General features: G+C 71.3%; 17 protein-coding genes. 7 read left to right on the top strand and 10 right to left on the bottom strand.

Annotated features, from left to right (window positions below; all coding sequences use genetic code 11):
* Positions 1–22: 22 nt before the first annotated feature.
* The 3 genes from Aph01nite_RS16290 to Aph01nite_RS16280 all read right to left on the bottom strand — a co-directional run bounded on the left by Aph01nite_RS16290 (position 23) and on the right by Aph01nite_RS16280 (position 1,514).
* Positions 23–610 carry an LGFP repeat-containing protein gene (locus Aph01nite_RS16290; protein ID WP_204041729.1) on the bottom strand — a complete coding sequence of 196 codons (588 nt, stop codon included), beginning with the start codon at positions 608–610 and terminating at the stop codon, positions 23–25.
* 33 nt (positions 611–643) lie between these two features.
* Positions 644–1,240 carry an LGFP repeat-containing protein gene (locus tag Aph01nite_RS16285; protein WP_204041728.1) on the bottom strand — a complete coding sequence of 199 codons (597 nt, stop codon included), beginning with the start codon at positions 1,238–1,240 and terminating at the stop codon, positions 644–646.
* Between the two features lie 136 nt (positions 1,241–1,376).
* On the bottom strand, positions 1,377–1,514 hold the full coding sequence (locus Aph01nite_RS16280) for a hypothetical protein (RefSeq protein ID WP_204041727.1): 138 nt from the start codon (positions 1,512–1,514) through the stop codon (positions 1,377–1,379).
* 151 nt (positions 1,515–1,665) lie between these two features.
* Here Aph01nite_RS16280 and Aph01nite_RS16275 point away from each other — a divergent pair, with 151 nt between their 5' ends.
* Positions 1,666–2,700 (top strand): cobalamin-independent methionine synthase II family protein, encoded by a 1,035-nt coding sequence (locus tag Aph01nite_RS16275; protein WP_204041726.1) that lies wholly within the window; start codon positions 1,666–1,668, stop codon positions 2,698–2,700.
* 6 nt (positions 2,701–2,706) lie between these two features.
* Here the strand turns inward: Aph01nite_RS16275 and Aph01nite_RS16270 are convergent, their stop codons facing one another.
* Complete coding sequence (locus Aph01nite_RS16270; protein WP_204041725.1) at positions 2,707–3,894, bottom strand: MFS transporter; 1,188 nt, start codon at positions 3,892–3,894, stop codon at positions 2,707–2,709.
* Between the two features lie 462 nt (positions 3,895–4,356).
* On the opposite strand from Aph01nite_RS16270, the gene Aph01nite_RS16265 reads away from it, so the two are divergent.
* Positions 4,357–5,460, top strand: coding sequence for a hypothetical protein (locus Aph01nite_RS16265; protein ID WP_204041724.1), 1,104 nt, complete (start codon positions 4,357–4,359; stop codon positions 5,458–5,460).
* Positions 5,461–5,603: 143 nt separating this feature from the next.
* On the opposite strand, the gene Aph01nite_RS16260 is transcribed toward Aph01nite_RS16265, so the two are convergent.
* Both Aph01nite_RS16260 and Aph01nite_RS16255 read right to left on the bottom strand, forming a co-directional pair.
* Entirely contained in the window at positions 5,604–6,854 is a 1,251-nt protein-coding gene (locus Aph01nite_RS16260; RefSeq protein ID WP_204041723.1) for an MFS transporter, read from the bottom strand.
* 210 nt (positions 6,855–7,064) lie between these two features.
* Complete coding sequence (locus Aph01nite_RS16255) at positions 7,065–8,477, bottom strand: RICIN domain-containing protein (RefSeq protein WP_204041722.1); 1,413 nt, start codon at positions 8,475–8,477, stop codon at positions 7,065–7,067.
* Between the two features lie 304 nt (positions 8,478–8,781).
* Between Aph01nite_RS16255 and Aph01nite_RS42150 the strand changes: the two genes are divergently transcribed.
* Positions 8,782–10,356, top strand: coding sequence for a fibronectin type III domain-containing protein (locus tag Aph01nite_RS42150; RefSeq protein ID WP_275419241.1), 1,575 nt, complete (start codon positions 8,782–8,784; stop codon positions 10,354–10,356).
* 58 nt (positions 10,357–10,414) lie between these two features.
* Here the strand turns inward: Aph01nite_RS42150 and Aph01nite_RS16245 are convergent, their stop codons facing one another.
* A complete protein-coding gene (locus Aph01nite_RS16245) occupies positions 10,415–11,329 on the bottom strand; it encodes an NAD(P)H-binding protein (RefSeq protein ID WP_204041720.1) in 915 nt (304 codons plus the stop codon).
* Between the two features lie 130 nt (positions 11,330–11,459).
* Here Aph01nite_RS16245 and Aph01nite_RS16240 point away from each other — a divergent pair, with 130 nt between their 5' ends.
* Together Aph01nite_RS16240 and Aph01nite_RS16235 are read left to right on the top strand one after the other, a co-directional pair.
* A complete protein-coding gene (locus tag Aph01nite_RS16240; protein WP_204041719.1) occupies positions 11,460–12,077 on the top strand; it encodes a hypothetical protein in 618 nt (205 codons plus the stop codon).
* 147 nt (positions 12,078–12,224) lie between these two features.
* Positions 12,225–12,671: an Lrp/AsnC family transcriptional regulator gene (locus Aph01nite_RS16235; protein ID WP_204041718.1), complete on the top strand. Its 447-nt coding sequence runs from the start codon at positions 12,225–12,227 to the stop codon at positions 12,669–12,671.
* A 91-nt stretch (positions 12,672–12,762) separates the two neighbouring features.
* Here the strand turns inward: Aph01nite_RS16235 and Aph01nite_RS16230 are convergent, their stop codons facing one another.
* Genes Aph01nite_RS16230 through Aph01nite_RS16220 form a run of 3 tightly spaced genes read right to left on the bottom strand, consistent with a single transcriptional unit; the run spans position 12,763 to position 16,240 of the window.
* Entirely contained in the window at positions 12,763–13,743 is a 981-nt protein-coding gene (locus Aph01nite_RS16230) for an N-acetylglucosamine kinase (RefSeq protein ID WP_204041717.1), read from the bottom strand.
* A complete protein-coding gene (locus Aph01nite_RS16225) occupies positions 13,740–14,999 on the bottom strand; it encodes a family 4 glycosyl hydrolase (RefSeq protein WP_204041716.1) in 1,260 nt (419 codons plus the stop codon). The genes Aph01nite_RS16230 and Aph01nite_RS16225 overlap by 4 nt, the downstream gene beginning before the upstream one ends.
* Positions 14,996–16,240 carry an ROK family transcriptional regulator gene (locus tag Aph01nite_RS16220; RefSeq protein ID WP_204041715.1) on the bottom strand — a complete coding sequence of 415 codons (1,245 nt, stop codon included), beginning with the start codon at positions 16,238–16,240 and terminating at the stop codon, positions 14,996–14,998. Before Aph01nite_RS16220 ends, Aph01nite_RS16225 begins: the two co-directional genes overlap by 4 nt.
* Before the next feature lie 124 nt (positions 16,241–16,364).
* Here Aph01nite_RS16220 and Aph01nite_RS16215 point away from each other — a divergent pair, with 124 nt between their 5' ends.
* Together Aph01nite_RS16215 and Aph01nite_RS41450 are read left to right on the top strand one after the other, a co-directional pair.
* The gene (locus tag Aph01nite_RS16215) at positions 16,365–17,402 is read left to right on the top strand and encodes a LacI family DNA-binding transcriptional regulator (protein WP_239161738.1); all 1,038 of its coding nucleotides are present in this window, start codon (positions 16,365–16,367) and stop codon (positions 17,400–17,402) included.
* A gap of 137 nt (positions 17,403–17,539) precedes the next feature.
* Positions 17,540–19,232, top strand: a 1,693-nt coding sequence (locus Aph01nite_RS41450; protein ID WP_239161737.1) for an extracellular catalytic domain type 1 short-chain-length polyhydroxyalkanoate depolymerase, incomplete at its 3' end; no start/stop codon positions are given.

Below are 19,232 nucleotides of genomic sequence, written 5' to 3'. Positions count from 1 at the left end.
ACCCTGGCCGGGAACCCTGGGGTCAGACCTCGAAGCTGGTGGTGATGCTCCAGGGGCCGCAGTCGGAGCTGAAGGTGCCGCGGTCGCAGCCCTGCACCTGGAACCGCCACACGTCAGTCGTACGGCCGTGGCTGGAGGTGTTGTCGTACTCGCGGGGCGCGTTCTTCGGCAGGACGAACGAGCCGCTCCACGGGGTGGTACGGGCGACCTTCACCTGCTGGGTGCCGTTGCCCAGGTGGGCGTCCACGACCCAGCGCACGTTGAAGAAGTCCCAGTCCCGGCCGAGTCCGCTCCACTTGAAGACGACGTTGCGGCCTTTCGGGAAGACGCGCAGCAGGGCGCCGCCGCCGAGGTTGGGCGACCAGACGATCTTGCCGTTGGCGAAGCGCTGGTAGGAGCCCTTGACGCTGGCGTAGTTGTACTCCCGGGTGACCGGACAGCCGTACACGCTGGTCTCGCCGCCGTTGGAGCGCCACAGGCCGCCGATGAGGCTGCCTTCCGGGGCGATCAGGGCGGGGTCACAGGTGGCGGCCTGCGCGGGGGCGGGGACGAGGAGGGCGAGGGCGGTAGCCGTCGCGGCGGCGGCGAGCAGGGCGCGCGGGGAGAACATCGGGGGTCCTTTTCCGGATATCTCGGGTGAGGGTCAGTGGGCGAGGCTGATGGAGGTGGGGATGCTCCACGGTCCGCAGTCGGAGCCGAAGGTGCCGCGGTCGCAGCCCTGCACGATGAACGCGAACTTGTTGATCTCGTGGCCGTTGGTCGTGGTGCCGATGCCGTCCTTGACGTACGGGGACATCAGGTACTGGCCGCTCCACGGGGTCAGCCGGCCCACCCGCACCTGGGTGGCGCTGCCGCCGTCCTTGCTCCACCGCACGTTGAAGAAGTCCCAGTCGCGTCCGAGGCCGCTCCACTTGAAGACGATGGTGTTGCCCTTGGCGAAGACGCGGACCAGGGTGCCGTTGCCCAGGCCGGGCGACCAGACGATCTTGCCGTTGGCGAAGCGCTGCCAGGAGCCGGCCTTGTCGGCGTAGCCGAACTCCTTGGTGGCGGGGCAGCCGTACACGCTGTTCTCGCCGCCGTTGGAGCGCCACATGCCGCCGATGAGGCTGCCCTGGGGGGCCACCAGCGCGGGGTCGCACGCCGCCGCGGCGGCGGGGCCGGTGAGTGCCACGGAGAAGGCCGCGGTGAAGGTGGCGGCGGTCGCGGCGAGGCCGAGCAGGGCGCGGGAGGTGCTACGCATTGGAGTGATCCCTTCACATGAGGTGGTGACTCATGTGTACGGCGGACCACTTTCAACCGGACTTCGGCCGCTTGAGAGCCGCTTGACGAACGCCGGAGGCCCGGCCGGCGTGGACCCGGCCGGGCACGGCTCGCGCTCACATGACCCGGGTCTTGCTCTTCCCGCACCGGCACCGGCTGGTGACGACGTTGCCGATCCGCTCGACCTCGCGCCACTCGTGCCGGTGGAAGAGCCTGCCCTTCCCCCTGTCCGTCTGCCTGCCGGGACCTTTCATGACCATCCCCCTTGGAGCCCTGCTTTTCCCCGCACTACTCCGAAGGCGTGCCATTCAGTTCCACCTGGTGTCCCAGAGCTCGTTTTTTCCGATAAGTCAGACCTTGCCGAGATCGCGGAGGACGGGCAGGCTCGGGTGCGGGAGGTAGCACATGGTGACGGATGGCGCTCTGGTGACGACGGTGGTCGGCAGTTACCCGCAGCCCGAATGGCTGGTGAACAGGGAGATGCTCGGCAGCCGGCTGCCGCCGCGGATCCGGGCGAAGGAGATCTGGCGCGTTCCCGAGGAGTTCCTGGCCGAGGCGCAGGACGACGCCACGGTCATCGCGATCCGGGACATGGAACGGGCCGGGATCGAGATCATCACCGACGGGGAGGTCCGCAGGGAGAGCTACTCGAACCGGTTCGCCACCGCGCTGGCCGGCATGGACGTCGAGAACCCCGGCACGGCCATCGACAGGACCGGCCACCCCAACCCGGTGCCCCGCGCGGTCGGCCCCATCCACCGCACCCGGCCCGTCGAGGTCGGCGACCTGGAGTTCCTCCGCCGCAACACCGACCTGCCCGTCAAGATCACCCTGCCGGGTCCCTTCACGATGGCCCAGCAGGCGCAGGACGACTTCTACGGCGAGCGCCGCTCCCTGGCGCTGGCGCTGGCGGAAGCCGTACGGGCCGAGGTGGTGGATCTGTTCGCCGCCGGGGCCGACATCGTCCAGCTGGACGAGCCGTACCTGCAGGCCCGGCCGGAGGCCGCCCGCGAGTACGGCGTCGAGGCCATCAACCGCGCCGTCGGCGGCCTGTCCGGGACGGTCGCCCTGCACACCTGCTTCGGCTACGCGGCGATCGTGCACGAGAGGCCGCCGGGCTACCCGTTCCTGGCCGAGCTCAACGACTGCGCCGCCGACCTGATCGCCATCGAGACGGCCCAGCCCGACCTCGACCTCGCCCTGCTCAAGCAGATCCCCGGCAAGGGCGTCATCCTCGGCGTCGTCGACCTGGGCGACCCCGAGGTCGAATCCGCCGAGTCCATCGCGAACCGGATCCGCCGGGCGCTGGAGTTCCACGCCCCCGACCGGCTCCAGATCGCCCCGGACTGCGGAATGAAGTACCTTCCGCGCGACCGCGCCTTCGCCAAACTCCAGGCCATGACCGAAGCGGCGCGTATCGTCCGCGCGGAACTGGGCTGACTCAGGTCAGCGGCCCGCCGCCGACTGCCGCACCACCGCACGCACGGCACGCGCCGGCGTGTCCCGGGGCAGCGACCGGGACACGCCCGCGATGACGGCCCCGAGCACCAGGCCGACCGCCATCGCCACCCGCAGCGAGGTCGCGTCCGCCAGGAAGCCGATGATCACCGGGCCGAGCAGCAGGCCCGCGTAGCCGATCGCCGCCGTCTGCGCGATGGCCGGGCCCGACTGGGCGGGGTCCGCGCCGCCGGCGAGGGAGAGCGCGAACGGGATGACCGGGGCGATCGCCAGCCCGGCCACCAGCAGCACCGGCATCACCAGTCCGGCGGCCGGAGCCGTCACGACCACCGTGAACGCGGCCGCCGTGGCCAGGCCGCTGACGGTCAGGTGCGCGCGGACCCCGAAGCGGGCGCGGAGCCGGTCCCCGGCCAGGCGGCCCAGGAGCATGCCGGTCACGAACAGCGGGTAGCCGAGGGCGGCCACCGACTCGGGCGCGCCGAGGATGTCGCGCAGGTAGAGGCCGTTCCAGTCGGCGACCATGCCCTCCACGGTGAACGCCGCGAAGACGACGATCCCGAGCAGGTAGACGACCCGGGGCAGGCCGCGCCGGGACCCCGTGCGATCCTCGCGCGCGGGCGGGTCGGCCAGGAAGGTGGGGACGAGGGCGAGCGCCGCCGGAATGCCCGCCACGCCGACCCCGGCCAGGTGCGGCGTGAAGGTCAGCCCGAGCCGGATCGCCGCGAATCCGGCCAGGCCCGAGACGATCGCGCCGAAACACCAGCCCGCGTGCATGCCGCTCAGCAGCGGGCGGCCGTACCGGGCCTCCACGGCGGAGCCCTGGGCGTTCATGGCCACGTCGAGCAGGCCGAACGCGACCCCGAACACGCTCATGGCGGCCAGCAGCATCGGGTACGACGGCGCCACGCCCACCAGCGCCAGCGCCGCCCCGCAGCTCGGCCCGGTGGCGGTCAGGATGCCCTTGCTGCCCAGCCGCCGCATCAGGGGCCGGGCCGCCTGCATGCTCACCAGGGCCCCCACGCCGCAGGCCAGCAGGGCCATCCCCAGCCGGCCCTCGGACAGGTCCAGCTTCCCGGCCAGCGCGGGCATCCGCACGGCCACGGTGCCGGAGAAGATCCCCGCGAGGACGAAGGTCAGAGTCGTGCCGATCCGGGCCGTACGCAGGCCGTGTCCCACGGTGTTTCCTTCCCCGGCATCGAAATGGGGGCTGCTGGCTGACCTGGCTCACAGAACCGTATCGAAAAGCCGGGGATTCGTCGCGGCCGTATGGGATAAGGGCGGCCGAAAACCGGTCGCGGAGTTCGATGAATATGGGGTGGCGGAGATCTTTCCGCAGGCCCGGCGAGTGCGGCGAAATACATTTCCACGCGGGGCCCGGGAGCCGGGCGCGGCCAATTGTCCAGCATGTGGACGCCCGGGTCAGACCCCTTAAGGGAAGCGGCGGCACGCAATCGCCGACGGGGCCGATGAATGGTTCGGTGAACGAAAGGGCGAGTAACTCGAATTCGCATGTCACCGGCCCTTGACAGCCGGGTTGGCGGTCAGTGCGTGAAATGAGTCTTCTCAACGGATGATTTCCAGCTTATGAACGGCACAGCGGCCCGCACCGGCCGATTCCCCGAGTAGTGAGGATGCGTGATGTCGCAAATCCGATTAACCCTCCGCAGGATTCTCGTCACCCTGGTCTCGGCCCTCCTCGTGCTGACCGGCCTGGCCACGCTGACCGCTCCCGCGCAGGCGGCCGTGCCGAACCGGTGGGGGTTCGCGCTCGTCGACATCCCGTCGGGGATCCCGGACCCGAACCACCAGGCGGGCAGCTGGCCGGCCGGGTTCAACGTCAGCGTCACGCCCGGCGTGGTCGGCCAGACGTTCGTGCGGTTCCCGCAGATCGCGAGCGGCGGCGGCGTCGTGCACGTCACGGCGGTCGTGAACACGGCCGCCTGGTGCCAGGTCGAGGCCTGGACGCCGGTCGGCGTCGACGAGCTCGTCACCGTGCGGTGCTACCGGTTCGGCGGCGTGCCCGGCTTCGTGCCCTTCACCGTCATGTACGAGACGAGCAGCGGGCCCCTCCCCGCCGGCACGCACGGGTTCGGCTACGTCGCCTACAACGGCGCGGCGATCACGGCCTCCTACAACTCGGTGCTGGGCGCGAACACCGTGGTGCCCACCGGGGTCGGCGTCTGGACGGTCACCCTGAACGGCCTGGGCGCGCCGGCTCCGGCGGGCAACCTGCAGGTGACCTCGGTGAACCCGGGCGCTCCCGCCCGCTGCAAGGTGGGCGCCTGGTCGCCCGGCGCCGTCGCGCAGACCGTGCAGGTGCGCTGTCACGACGGGGTCAACACCCCGTTCAACACCGGCTGGAACCTGACGTACCAGCGGGAGCGGGCGATCACCGGCGGAGCCATCCCGCCGAAGAACTTCGCGTACACGTTCGACGTCAACCCGGCCAACCCCGGTCCGTACGCGCCCGTGCCGGTGGGGATCAACTACAACTCGCAGGCCGGGGTCAACACGGTGCAGACCGCGGGCGTTCCGGGGCTGCGGATGGTCATCTTCCCGAGGGTGGGCGTCCTCCGCGACCACGTGCAGGCGACGGCGTTCGGGTCCGGTCCCGAGTACTGCAACCTGCAGGCGACGTGGGTCACGAGCGGCAGCCAGGCCTTCGTGCGCAACGTGTCCTGCTGGAACGCCACGACCCGGGTGGACCGCCAGTCCCTGGTGACCTACACATCCCAGTTCTAGGGGGGTTCTGGCAGTCGTGCGGTAGCTGAATGGAGACGCCGGCGGGCGCCGATCCGCCGGCGCCTCCACATGTGGGGACGAAACTTTCGGAGATAATCCGAGAGTTTTCGCCTTTGAAACGTAGGTGCTACTTGGCGATTTGGTCAATGGGTCAAACGGTCATCCTCGTACGGGCCGAAGTTGGAGTCCCAAAGTTTTCGGGACCGCCGGGCCATGGCGATCAGGAACACGACGGGAGCCGTGAGCAGGCAGGCCACCAGGACGAGCGCGGCCCGGATGGAGACCCGTTCGGCGAGCAGCCCGATGGGCGGGCCGCCCGCGAGCTGGCCGGTGGCGTCCACCTGGCCGATCAGTGAGTAGACGGTGGCGCGGGTGGCCGGCTCGGTGCGCTGGGACAGCCAGGCGGCGATCAGCGGGTGGGCCGCCTGCCGGGTCATGCCGACGCAGACCGACGCGAACGCGGCAAGCCAGAAGTCGCCGGCCAGCGCGAACACCAGCGCCGCCCCGGCGCACGCGGCCTGCAGCGCCGCCAGGGTCCTGGCCACCCTGACCGCGTCGGCGAGGTCGACGGTGCGGCGGACCAGCTCGGTGCAGGCGATCGCCCCGGCCATCGCGGCGGCCGACAGCGCGCCGAACCAGATCACGGGCGTGGCCGCCGCCGGAAACCCGGGCCCGGTGAGGAAGTGGGCGGGGGAGAGCCGGTCGATGCCCTCGCTGGCCAGCGCCGCGCCGAGCAGCGCGGCCAGCAGGCAGAGCAGCGCCGGATCGGCGCGGCTGGTCCGTACGGCGGTCGCGGCCTGGCGGCGCATCGACGCCCACGAACCCCGCTCATCCGGCGGGACCGGGCGGAAACCGTGCTCCCGCATCAGCACGGCGAGGACCGGGCCGAACAGCAGCAGGATCACGCCGGCCACGACCAGCGGCAGGAAGAGGCTCAGGCTGCCCAGCGCAACGCTGACCCCGATGCCCGCCACCGTCGCCGCCTGCCCGACCTGGCCGCCCCGGACGAGCACGGCCGGAGCGCGCTCCTGCCCCAGCTCGTCCACGGCCCACGCCTCCTGGGCGCCGTCGACGAAGGTGAAGCCGACGCCCATGACGGCGCTGGCGGCCAGAATGACGCCGAAGGAGGGCACCAGGCCCTCCAATGTCATGCCGAAACCGAGCAGAACATAGCCGATGATGACCGACCACTTCCTGCTGTAAAGGTCGGCGAGTACGCCGGTCGGCACCTGCGCCGTGAAACAGACCAGTTCCAGGGTCGTGCCGACGAGGACGAGCTCCAGCGGGCCGAGCCCGGCGGCCTGGACCTGGTAGACCAGGCTGAGGGTGAACGAGGTGGTGAAGGCGAAGGCCGAGACCCCGCGAATGACGAGATACGTGACATGGGCACGCAAGATCGAACTCCGTTGCTCAGGAAGGGACGGACGGAAACCGCCGGCAGGGGAGAACGATCAGGTGAATCGGTCAGCGCGGGAATCGGTCAGGACGATGCGCGGAATTCCCCCATGCCGAAGGAGAGGCACTGCCGAGTCACGGTCATCGGTGCGCTCCTTCCATGAGGTCGCGACGAGATTAACCACCGGCGAAACGAGGAGCAAGCGGATTTAGAGCGCGGTCCTGCTGACCTGCTGCTGGTTGCCGGAGTGGCAGGCGTACTGCTGGAACTGCACGTTGTCGGCGGTGGAGCTGCTGGGCAGGTCCAGGCAGCGGCCCGAGTGGCGGGCCGCCAGGCGCAGGTATCCGCCGCCCGCGTCCTGGAGCGTCCACTGCTGGTTGGCGCCCGAGCCGCAGGTGTACTGGAGGATCGTGGCGTAGTCGGCGGTGCTCGCGCTGTTCACGTCCAGGCACTTCCCGGAGTGCCGGGCGATCACCTGGACGTAGCCGCTGCTGATCGACTGGATCCGCCACTGCTGGTTGTTGCCGCCGTTGCACGCGTACTGCACGACGGCGCCGCTGTTGGCGGTCGACTGGTTGCGCACGTCCAGGCATTTCCCCGAATGCCGTACGGTCAGGCGGTCGAACCCGGAGCCGGTCGCCGACAGGGTGCCGGTGGCCGTGTCCACGGTCAGCTGGCGGGCGTTGGACAGGCTCATCGTGGTGGCGCTGGGGAAGCTGATCGGCAGCCAGACGTAGCGGGAGTCGTTGACCGGGCCGCCCCAGGCTCCCGCCCAGCGGTCGCCCATGTACAGGTACGAGGTGGTCTGGGTGCCCTGGATGGGCAGCACGAACGTGGACTGGGAGCCGAACGTGAGGCCGTCGCCGGCGTTCTGCCAGGCGCTCCAGGGGCCGGTGACGCTGGTGGCGGTGGCGTACCTGGCCTGGTTGGGCTGCCAGCCGGTGGCGCCGGAGGTGAGCAGGAAGTAGACGCCGTTGCGTTTGAACAGGGCGGGCGCCTCGCGGTGGTCGCCGTCCCACATCCGGACCAGCGCGGCGACGGACCGGTAGTCGGGGGTCAGCCGGTAGATGTGCAGGTCGAAGTTCTCGTCGGCCGCGGAGATCATGTAGCCGGTGCCGTCCGTGTCGACGAAGGCCGTGATGTCCCGGGACATGTGCCCGAGCGGGCGGAAGCTGCCGAGGTAGGTGTAGTTGCCGTCCACGGTGGCCGACACCGCCACGGCCGCCCGCGCCTCGCCGTAGTCGCTGCCGTTCTCCTTGTGCATCCACATCACGTACTGGCCGGTGCTCGCGTTGTAGATGACCTTCGGCCGTTCGATGTTGGCGACCTGGAGTTCGGCCGCGCTGGACTGGGTGAGCACGTTGTTGCGGAACTCCCACGTGCGCAGGTCCGTCGAGCGGTACACCGAGACGTAGCGGAAGGTGCCGTTGGCGTTGCGGTTCTCGCCGAACCAGTAGTAGTGCGCGCCGACCTTCAGCACGCCGCCGCCGTGCGCGTGCACGAGCGCGCCCGAGGTGTCGGTGAACTGGGCTCCGACGGGGACGGTCACCGCCGCCGCCATCGCCGGGGTCCCCGCCAGGATCAGCGCCAGCGCCGCCACGATTGCCACGATCCTCGACATGGGACTCCCTTTCCGTCGTCGTCCCAGCGGAAGGCACCCGGAAGTTACGGCCGGAATCCGCGAGCCGCAACAGGGAAGATCGTCGCCATCGCGCGGAAAGGGCGCTCAGCGGGGGTTATGTCCGACAGCGTTCGGCCGAAATGACGAAAATTACATTTCCGTATCGGCGAAGCCGCAGGTGGCCGTCATCGGGCCATGGCCGTGGCATGCCCGGCCGAACGCCCGGCTCCTAGCATCGCCTGAGCCGATCAGAGGAGTGCGCATGCGCCGGAAAGTCAGCACGTTACTCACGATTTTGCTAACCATGGTGGGGACGGTCGTCTTCGGCTTCTCGTCCCCCGCCCAGGCGGCCCCCGTACGGGTCATGCCGCTGGGTGACTCGATCACCGGTTCCCCGGGCTGCTGGCGGGCCCTGCTCTGGAACCGCCTGCAGAGCAACGGCCTCACCAACGTCGACTTCGTCGGCACGCTCGGCCCGCAGGGCTGCGGAGCGCCGTACGACGGGGAGAACGAAGGCCACGGCGGGTTCCTCGCCACCAACGTCGCCAACGCCAACCAGCTGCCCGGCTGGCTGTCGGCCACCAACCCAGACGTCGTGATGATGCACTTCGGCACCAACGACGTGTGGAGCAACATCGCGCCCGCGACCATCCTCACCGCGTTCAGCAAGCTCGTCGACCAGATGCGGGCCAACAACCCGAACATGAAGATCCTGGTCGCGAAGATCATCCCGATGGCGTCCAGCGCCTGCGGCCCCTGCCCGCAGCGCGTGATCGACTTCAACAACGCCATCCCGTCCTGGGCGGCGGGCAAGACCACCGCCGCCTCGCCGATCACCGTGGTCGACCACTGGACCGGCTTCAACACCGCCACCGACACCTACGACGGCGTGCACCCCAACGCCGCCGGCGACCAGAAGATGTCCAACGCGTGGTACCCGGTGCTCGCCCCGCTGGTAGGCGGCGGCGACACCACCCCGCCGAGCACGCCCGGCACGCCCGTCGCCTCCAACGTGACCGCGACCGGCGCGACCCTCAACTGGACCGCCTCCACCGGCGGCACCGGCGGAGTGGCCGGCTACAACGTCTACCGCGAGCAGGGCTCCACCGACCCCCTGCTGGCCACCCCGGCGACCAACAGCGCCGTCCTCACCGGCCTGACCCCCAACACCCAGTACCAGGTCTACGTACGGTCCAGGGACGCCGCCGGCAACCTGTCCGCCAACTCCGGCCTGGTCACCTTCACCACCCAGCAGGGCACCTGCACCGACACCACGCCACCCAGCACCCCGGGCGCCCCGACCGCGTCCGGTGTGACCTCCAGCGGCGTGACCCTCACCTGGTCCGCCTCCACCGACTCCGGCTGCTCCGGCCTGGCCGGCTACAACGTCTACCGCGAACAGGGCGCCACCGACCCGCTGCTCGGCCAGACCACCGGCACCAGCCTCACCCTCACCGGCCTGACCGCCGGCACCGCCTACCAGGTGTACGTGCGAGCCCGTGACAACGCCGGCAACCTGTCCGGCAACTCCCCGCTCGGCACCTTCACCACCTCCGGCGGCGGAACCGGCGGCGCCTGCACCGTCACCGGCACCACCCAGAGCCAGTGGGGCAACGGCTACGTGATCCAGCCGGTCACCGTCACGGCCGGATCCTCCGCGATAACCTCCTGGACGGTAACCTTCACCCTCCCGTCCGGCCACACCATCACCGGCTCCTGGAACGCCACCTTCACCCAGAGCGGCCAGACCGTCACCGCCAGGAACGTCGGCCACAACGGCAACCTCGCCGCCGGCACCAGCACCTCCTTCGGCTTCCAGGCCGGCCGCCCCAACGGCAACACCTCCCTCCCCACCTCCTACACCTGCACCACCCCCTGATTCCTTGATCCCCGCCGGGCGGTTCCCAGGTGGCACCGGGAGCCCGCCCGGCGGCTTTTCAGCAGGTGAGTTCTGGGTGGAGATGGAGGAATTGGCGGAGGTCGGAGGCGGGTTTGCCGGTGAGGAGTTCGATGTCGGCGGTGATGCGGTCGTAGCGGTTCTCGGAGTGGAGGCGGGCCATGGTGAAGACGTGGTCGTACACGTGCGGGGGGAAGCCGAGGGGGCGGAGGTAGCGGTCGGCCCATTCGGCGAGGGGGAGCGGGGTGTAGGTGATGGGGCGGTGGAGGAGGTCGGAGAGTTCGGCGGCCATGGCGGTGAGGTCGCGGGAGGCGGGGCCGGTGAGTTCGTAGACGGCGCCGGTGTGGGGGGTGGGGGCGCGCAGGATGGCGGCGATCGATTCGGCCACGTCGTGGGCGGCGACGGGGGAGGTACGGCCCGAGCCGAAGGGGAGGCGGATGGTGCCGTCCTTCCGGATGGAGGCGGCGGCGAGGGTCATGAAGAGCGGATTCTCCATGAAGACGGTGGGGCGCACGTGGATGACGGGCAGGCCGGACCAGTTGAGCGCCTGCTCGGCGAGCCAGTGGTGGCGCTGGTGCTCGGACTCGCCGGTGCTGCCCAGGCCCATCTGCGAGACGGTCATCTGGGACATGTTCACGAACACGTCGAGGTCGCCGCAGTGGCGGGCGGCCGTGGCGGTGGTGAGCGTCGCCGCCAGGTAGTCGGCGGAGACGCTCATGCCGAAGTAGACGCGGCGGCAGCCGTCGATCGCCCGGACGACGTCGGGGGCGCGGGTGAGGTCGCCGACCACGACCTCCGCGCCCATGGCCCGCAGCGCCTCGGCCCGGTCGTCCTCGCGGCGTACGAGCGCGCGGACCGGCAGCGAGTCCCGCCGGAGCAGTTCGACGACGGTACGGCCCACGCCGCCGATGCTCCCGGCGGCGCCGGTGACCAGGATCGGCCTCTCCTCGGGCATCCGTCCCTCCTCCGATCGCCATTTCGACCGATATTTTCGACCGATATTGAGGAGCGTGCCCAGAGTGTCCGCGATCCAGGTGATAGTCACGGTCAACTCATGTGCAAGCGCGTACCGCTACCTTCTGGGCATGATCAAGCGAATTGTTCTCGGCGGGGCCGCAGTCGCGGCGGGCGCCGTGCTGATGGTTCCGGCGACGGCCTCCGCGCAGGCCGCCCCTCCCGCCACGGTGGCGAAGAAGCTGTTCAACGCCTGGCTGAAGAACGACAAGGTGGCGGCGGCCAAGGTCGCCTCGCCGGGAGCGGTGAAGAGCATCTTCGCGTACAGCTTCAAGGCGCCCGACCAGTTCGCCGGCTGCAAAGGCAACTACTGCCGGTTCAAGCACACCAGCGTGAACGTGCCCGGTGACCTGAACGGCCTCGGCATGGTCGTGACCGGCGGCAAGGTGACCCGCGTCTACCGCTCGCGCTTCGCGTCCCCGGCGACCGTGACCAAGCACTTCCACCGGTCGTACGTCCTCGGCGACCGGCGGCGGGCCCTGGAGGTCGCCACCCAGACGGCCGTGAACACCCGCTTCCAGGTCAAGTACGACCCCAACGGCGTGACCCACTTCTACCAGGGCTGCAGCAAGGAGACCGGGGGTTACGCGTGCGCGTACTCGTACGAGGGCGGCGCGGTCGTCATGCACGTGCGCGGCTCCAAGGCCAGGGGCTACGAGGTCGCCACGGTGAGCTTCATCGCCGACTGAGCCGGCTGAGCCGGCTGAGCCGGCTGAGCTGATTGAGGCGTCTGAGCCGACTGAGCCGGCTGAGCCCGTTCTGCCCGGGGGCCGATGGAATCAGGCCGTGACCACTTCCGTGTCCGGGAGAGGTCACGGCGGCGGTACCTTTTGCCGGTGGAGGAGATCGATCGCCGCATTGTGACGCTGCTGGCCGCCGACGGGCGGATGAGCTTCACCGACCTGGCCAAGGAGACCGGGCTCTCCGTCTCCGCGGTGCACCAGCGGGTGCGCCGCCTGGAGAAACGCGGCGTCCTGCGCGGATACGCGGCTCTGATCGACTACGACGAGATCGGGCTGCCGCTGACCGCCTTCATCTCGATCAAGCCGATCGACCCGGCGGCGGCCGACGACGCGCCGGAGCGGCTGAGCCATCTGACCGCCATCGAGTCGTGCCACAGCGTGGCCGGCGAGGAAAGTTACATTCTCAAGGTCCGGGTGGCCTCCCCGCTCGCCCTGGAGGATCTGCTCAACCAGATCCGGGCCGCCGCGAACGTCTCCACCCGGACCACCGTGGTCCTGAGCACTCCCTACGACCACCGGCCTCCGGCCATCGCCCCATGAAGGCCATTGCCTCCTGAAAGGCTGGCGCGCCCCGAAAGGGCCGTCGCCGCGAAAGCAGGGCCGCGCCCAAGGGGAAGGGGCGCGGCCCGTTTCAGGCGTGACCCGCGGGGGCGTGCTGGAAGTGCCCGCGCAGCCGGGCGAGCGCCTCGGGCGGCGCCTGGAGGTGGTCGAGGCCGTGCAGGGCGGCCCCCACGATCGGCGGAAGCTCGGTGACGATCAGCACGGCGTGCGGCGCGGCCGCCGCGTAGCCGGATTCGATCAGGCCGGAGAGCAGCGGGTCGCGCGCCGTGAGGACGCCGCCGCCGAGCACGACCTCGCACGGGGAGTCGAGCAGGCCGACCCGGCGCATGGCGACCGTGCCGAGCAGGGTGACCTCCTCGGCCAGGCGCTCCACCACCGAGCGGGAGACCGGGTCGCCGGCGGCGGCGACGGCCAGCAGCGGCTCGACCAGTTCGTGCAGCCGGGCCAGGGGCAGCTCGCCGAAATGGAAGGCGACCACCGCCTCCTCCACCGTGCGGGTGCCGAAGACCTCCCGGACCGCCGCGGCCAGGCCGGTGGCGGGCCCGCGCCCGTCCTCCGCCCGGGCGGCGTGCCAGAGGGCCTCCTCGGCCAGGCCGTACCCGCCGCCCCAGTCGCCGCTGAGCCGGCCGAGGGCGGGGAAGCGGGCGACCCGCCCGTCGGGGGCGACGGCGACGGCGTTGATGCCCGCCCCGCACACCACGGCGGCCCCCCACGGCGCGGACGAACCCGAACGGAGCAGGGCGAAGGTGTCGTTCCCCACCACGACGCTGCCGCTGTAGCCGCGCCCGAGGATCTCGGCCCGCAGCCGCTCCTCCTCGATCGGCAGGTCGGCCCCCGCCACGTAGGCGGCGATGTGGTCGGCGTACGGCGCCCGCGCGCCCGGCAGCATCCGCCCGACGATCTCGCCGATCACGTCGATGGCGGCGGGCACCCCGGCGCTCTGCGGCTCGAAGCCCGCCCCCCGGCCGGTGGCCAGCACGGTCCCGTCCTCGGCGACCAGGCACACGTCCGTCTTGCTGTTGCCGCCGTCGACGGCCAGTAACGTCCTCACCGGTCCGCCCACGGCAGGAAGGCCCGGTTGGCCGCGATCAGCCGGTCGGCCAGGCCGGCGGAGAGCGTGGCCTGCCCGATCAGCGGGTGCGCCAGCAGCGCGTCCCGCACCCGTGCCGCGCCGCCGTGCCGCGCCGCGGCCAGGGCCAGTTCCTCGTACGCGGAGACGTTGCCGATCAGCCCCCGGAACAGCGGCTCCACCGGCGCCACCGGCAGCGGGGTCGCGCCGTGCGCGCCGACGACGGCCGGGACCTCGATGACGGCGTCGTCGTCCAGGAACGGCAGCGTGCCGCCGTTGCGGGTGTTCACCACCTGGACGTCGCCCCGGTCGCCTGCCAGCGACGCGATCAGCGCCACCGCCGCCTCGGAGTAGTACGCCCCGCCGCGCTTGTTCAGCAGCTCCGGCTTGGTGTCCGCGGCCGGGTCGGCGTAGATCTCCAGCAGCGCGTCCTCCATGGCCTTGACCTCGGCCGCCCGGGACGGCTTGGCCTTCTGCTCCGCCACCACGGCGTCGTGCTCGTAGAAGAAACGCAGGTAGTAGGAGGGCACCACGCCGAGCTCCCGGACCACCCAGGCGGGCAGCCCGATCTCGCCGGCGATCCCGTCGGCGTGTTCCTCGATCAGCCGGGGCAGCACCTCCTCGCCGTCCAGCAGGACGCTGCGCTCCCAGGTCAGGTGGTTCAGTCCGACGTGCCCGAGCGAGATCCTGGCCGGGTCAACGCCGAGCCGCTGGGCGAACCTGCGCTGGAACCCGATGGCCACGTTGCACAGGCCGATCGCCCGGTGGCCCTCGTCCAGCAGCGCCTTGGTGACGATGCCGACCGGGTTGGTGAAGTCGACGATCCACGCGTCCGGCGCGTGCTCGCGCACCCGGGCGGCGATGTCCAGCACCACCGGCACGGTGCGCAGCGCCTTGGCCAGGCCGCCCGCGCCGGTCGTCTCCTGCCCGACGCAGCCGCACTCCAGCGGCAGCGTCTCGTCCACGTTCCTGGCGGCCTGCCCGCCGACGCGCAGCTGCAGCAGCACCGCCCCGGCCCCGGCCACGCCCGCGGCCACGTCCGTCCAGGTGGTCACCCGCGCCGGATGCCCGGCCCTGGCCAGCATGCGCCGGGACATCCCAGCGATCAGCGCCAGCCTGCCCTCGTCCGGGTCGACCAGCGCGACCTCGGTGAGCGGCAGTTCGCCGCGCAGCCGCGCGAACCCGTCGATCAGCTCCGGCGTGTACGTCGAGCCGCCCCCGACCACGGCGAGTTTCACCCTTGTGCTCCTGTAGGAAGAACCGAAACAACCTTCGTCGAACTGAAGACCTCGTCGCGCACCGTGTCCAGCGCCAGGTGCAGCCCGCCGGCGAGGACGGGGTTGCCCGCCACCGTGGAGAGCCGCAGCGGCGGCCGGGGCAGGCAGAGCGCGTGCAGTTCGCGTTCCAGCAGCCCGCGCAGCGTCTCGCCGCCGGCCAGCAGCACGCCGCCGGACAGCACGATCAGCTCGGGGTCCACGACCGCGGTCACCGCCGCTAGGCCCATCGCCAGCCGGGCCGCCACCTCGCGCAGCGCCTCCTGCGCGGCGGGCGCGAGCTTGCCGCCGCCCTCGGCCGCCCGGACGGCGTGCCGTACGGCCACGGCCGGGGTGGCGCCGCGCAGGCCGTGCTCGCGCAGCACCCGCAGCACGGCCGGGCCGCCGGAGAGCGCCTGGAAGCCGTGGTCGGCGCGGCGGCCCACCTCGCGGACTGTGGGCGCGCCCACCGTGGGCATGTAGCCGACCTCGCCCGCGCCGCCGGTGGCGCCCCGGTGCAGCCGCCCGCCCAGCACCAGCGCGGAGCCGATGCCGGCGTCGGCCCACAGCAGCACGAAGTCGCGGTGCCCGCGCGCGGTGCCGTGCGCCTGCTCGGCCAGGGCCACCAGGTTGACGTCGTTCTCCACGTCCACGGGCACCCCGACGCCGTCGCGGAGCGCGCCGAGCAGGTCGGGGATGTGCCAGCCGGGGATGTGCGCCGCGTACCCGAGCCGGCCGGTGCCCGGGTCGATCGCGCCCTGGATGCCGATCACGACGCGGTGCGGCGGCGGCAGGTCCGGACCGGCCCCCGCGAGCGCGGCCCGGACCTTCGCCACCACACCCTTCTCGCCGGACTCCCCGGCTCCTGCGGCCCCCCGCCCGGGAGTGGGCAGCCGGTGCTCGGCGACCACCGTGCCGGCCAGGTCGGCGACGGCGACGTCGATGCCCGCCGGGGTCACGTCCAGGGCGGCCACGTGCGCGGCCGCGGCGTTGATGCGGTACAACTCGGCTGTACGGCCCGGCAGCCCTTCGCGGATGCCGTCGAGCACGACCAGCCCGGCCTCCTGCAGCCGGGCCAGCAGCTGGGAGGCGGTGGGTTTGGACAGTCCGGTGAGCGCGCCCAGCTCGGGCCGGGTCAGCGGCCCCCGGTCGAGCAGCACCTGCAGCGCGTGCCTGTCGTTGATGGCCCGCAGCAGGCTGGGCGTGCCGGGCACCAGCTGGTTCACCTGGACATCCTCTCCCGCGCCACGTATCGGTTAGGAAAGCTTCCTAACCGCTCCAAGAAAGTAAAGAAACTTTCCGAACCAGTCAAGCGCCGCAACCCACTTGTGACCCATGTAAACTTCGCGCGTGACGGCGACGGACCCGGAGGCGCGGCAGCGCGGGCGTCGTCGGGGCGAGATGACGGTCGCCACCATCGCAAGGCTGGCGGGCGTGTCCGCGCCGACGGTCTCCAAAGTGATCAACGGCAGGGCCGGGGTGGCCCTGGACACCCGGCGGAGGGTCGAGGAGCTGCTGCGGGAGCACGGCTACCGCCGTCCCGACGCCGTCGGCCCGGCCTCCATCCTGGAAGTGGTCTTCTCGGTGCTGGAGAGCCATCTGGCCATCGAGATCATGCGCGGCGTCGAGTCGGTGGCGCGCGAGCACGAGCTGGCCGTCGGCTTCAGCGAGATGCGCGGCCGCCTGGCTCCCGGGCGCGGCTGGATCGAGCAGGTGCTGTCCCGCCGCCCGACCGCGGTCATCGCGGTCTACGCCGGGTTCACCCCGCAGCAGCAGGGCCTGCTGGCCACCAGCGCCATCCCGCTGGTCGCCCTGGACCCGACCGGCGACCCCGGCCACGCCATTCCCTCGGTGGGGGCGACCAACTGGAGCGGCGGCGTGGCCGCCACCCGCCACCTGCTCGACCTCGGCCACCGCAGGATCGCCAAGATCAGCGGCCCGCTCGGCTTCCTCTGCTCCCGGGCCAGGCTCGACGGCTACCGGGCCGCCATGGACGCGGCCGGCATGCCCGCCGACCCCGCGCTGGTCAGGGACGGCGCGTTCGCCTTCGAGGACGGCCTGGCCAGGGGCGCCGAGCTGCTCGCCCTGCCCGACCGGCCCACCGCGATCTTCGCGGGCAACGACCTCCAGGCCCTCGGCGTGTTCGAGGCCGCCCGGCGGGCCGGCCTGCGGGTGCCGCAGGATCTCAGCGTGGTCGGCTTCGACGACCTGGAGTTCACCCGCTGGTGCGGGCCGCCGCTGACCACCGTGCGCCAGCCGCTGAGCGACATGGGCGCCGCCGCCGCGGAACTGGCGGTCGGCCTGGCCTCGGGGCAGCCGCCCGCGCAGACCAGGGTGGAGCTCGCCACGACCCTCGTGGTGCGCGAGAGCACGGCCCCTCCGGCCTGAAACTTTCTCCCCCCGCCCGCTCCGGCCAGCGGCGCGTCCCGCCGGCGTGGCCAAGCGCTTGACCGGTTCACGCGCCCGGCCTACCTTTCCGCCGAATGCGATCGCTGCTATCTGCGAAACGTTTCTAAGGAGAGGGAATGACGAAGGTGAAAGGCGTCGCGCGCGCGGCCGTGGCGATGCTGATGGTCGTCGCCGGCCTGGTGTTCGCCCGGCCGGCCTCGGCGGCGTCACTGGTCGAGGTCACCGGATTCGGGACGAACCCCAGCAACCTGCGTATGCACATCTATGTGCCCGACAACGCTCCGGCGAACCCGGCCATCCTGGTGGCCGTGCACTACTGCACCGGCTCCGGCCAGGCCTTCTACTCGGGCACCCAGTTCGCCTCCCTGGCCGACCAGTACGGCTTCATGGTGATCTACCCCACGGCGACCCGCAGCGGCAGCTGCTTCGACGTGTCCTCACCCCAGACCCTCACCCACAACGGCGGCAGCGACTCGCTGAGCATCGTGTCGATGGTCCGCTGGGCCGTCCAGAACCGCAACGGCGACGCCAACCGCGTCTACGTCACCGGGGCCTCCTCGGGCGGCATGATGACGAACGTGCTGATCGGCGCGTACCCGGACGTGTTCAAGGGCGGGGCGGCGTTCATGGGCGTGCCGTTCGGCTGCTTCGCCACCACCGACGGCTCGATGTGGAACAGCCAGTGCTCCGGCGGCAACCGGATCATGACGGCGCAGCAGTGGGGCGACATGGTGCGCAACGCCTTCCCCGGATACACGGGGGCCCGGCCGATCATGCAGATCTGGCACGGCACCCAGGACACCACCCTCGCGTACCCGAACTTCAACGAGCAGATCAAGCAGTGGACGAACGTGCACGGCCTCAGCCAGACGCCGTCCTCCACCACGACGCCGCAGCCGAACTGGACCAGGACCCAGTACCGAGACAGCGGCGGCAACCTGAAGGTCGACGCGTACAGCATCGCCAATACCGGCCACAACCTGCCGCTCAGCGGCCAGGCGGCGCTGGCGATCCAGTTCTTCGGCCTCAACGGCACGCCGACCGGCGACACGACCCCGCCGAGCACGCCGGGCGCCCCGACCGCGTCCGGCGTGACCGCCTCGGGGGCGACGATCTCGTGGAGCGCGTCCACCGACACCGGCGGCTCCGGCCTGGCCGGCTACAACGTCTACCGCGAGCAGGGCACCACCGACCCGCAGCTGGGCACGACCTCGACCAACTCGATCACCCTGACCGGTCTGACCGCCAACACCCAGTACCAGGTCTACGTCCGGGCCCGCGACGGAGCCGGGAACCTGTCCGGCAACTCGCAGCTGGTGACCTTCACCACCCAGACCGGCGGCGGCACCGACACGACGCCTCCGACCACGCCCGGTACGCCTACCGCCTCCGGCGTCACCTCCTCCGGCGCGACGCTGACCTGGACCGCGTCCACCGACAGCGGCGGCTCCGGCCTGGCCGGCTACAACGTCTACCGCGAGCAGGGCACCACGGACCCGCTGCTCGGTTCGCCGACCACCAACTCGATCACGCTGACCGGTCTGACCGCGAACACGCAGTACCAGGTCTACGTCCGGGCCCGCGACGGAGCCGGGAACCTGTCGGGCAACTCCTCGCTGGTGACCTTCACCACCACTGGCGGCGGGACCGGCGGCGCCTGCACCGTCGTGGCCACCACGCAGACCACGTGGGGCAACGGGTACGTGATTCAGCCGGTCACGGTGACGGCGGGCACGTCCGCGATCACCTCCTGGACGATCACGTTCACGCTTCCGGCCGGCCACACCGTCACCGGTTCCTGGAACACCC

Origin of the sequence: Acrocarpospora phusangensis (assembly GCF_016862995.1) — a bacterium.
GTDB classification, from domain to species: domain Bacteria; phylum Actinomycetota; class Actinomycetes; order Streptosporangiales; family Streptosporangiaceae; genus Acrocarpospora; species Acrocarpospora phusangensis.
Note: the sequence above shows the minus strand (reverse complement) of the source record. Positions and strands in the feature narration are given on the sequence as shown.

Coding starts and splice junctions, on each gene's coding strand:
- Aph01nite_RS16255 (WP_204041722.1), bottom strand. CDS start 8,477: ATGTCGAGGATCGTGGCAATCGTGGCGGCGCTGGCGCTGATCCTGGCG.
- Aph01nite_RS16275 (WP_204041726.1), top strand. CDS start 1,666: ATGGTGACGGATGGCGCTCTGGTGACGACGGTGGTCGGCAGTTACCCG.
- Aph01nite_RS16290 (WP_204041729.1), bottom strand. CDS start 610: ATGTTCTCCCCGCGCGCCCTGCTCGCCGCCGCCGCGACGGCTACCGCC.
- Aph01nite_RS16240 (WP_204041719.1), top strand. CDS start 11,460: ATGATCAAGCGAATTGTTCTCGGCGGGGCCGCAGTCGCGGCGGGCGCC.
- Aph01nite_RS16265 (WP_204041724.1), top strand. CDS start 4,357: ATGTCGCAAATCCGATTAACCCTCCGCAGGATTCTCGTCACCCTGGTC.
- Aph01nite_RS16285 (WP_204041728.1), bottom strand. CDS start 1,240: ATGCGTAGCACCTCCCGCGCCCTGCTCGGCCTCGCCGCGACCGCCGCC.
- Aph01nite_RS16245 (WP_204041720.1), bottom strand. CDS start 11,329: ATGCCCGAGGAGAGGCCGATCCTGGTCACCGGCGCCGCCGGGAGCATC.
- Aph01nite_RS16280 (WP_204041727.1), bottom strand. CDS start 1,514: ATGAAAGGTCCCGGCAGGCAGACGGACAGGGGGAAGGGCAGGCTCTTC.
- Aph01nite_RS42150 (WP_275419241.1), top strand. CDS start 8,782: ATGGTGGGGACGGTCGTCTTCGGCTTCTCGTCCCCCGCCCAGGCGGCC.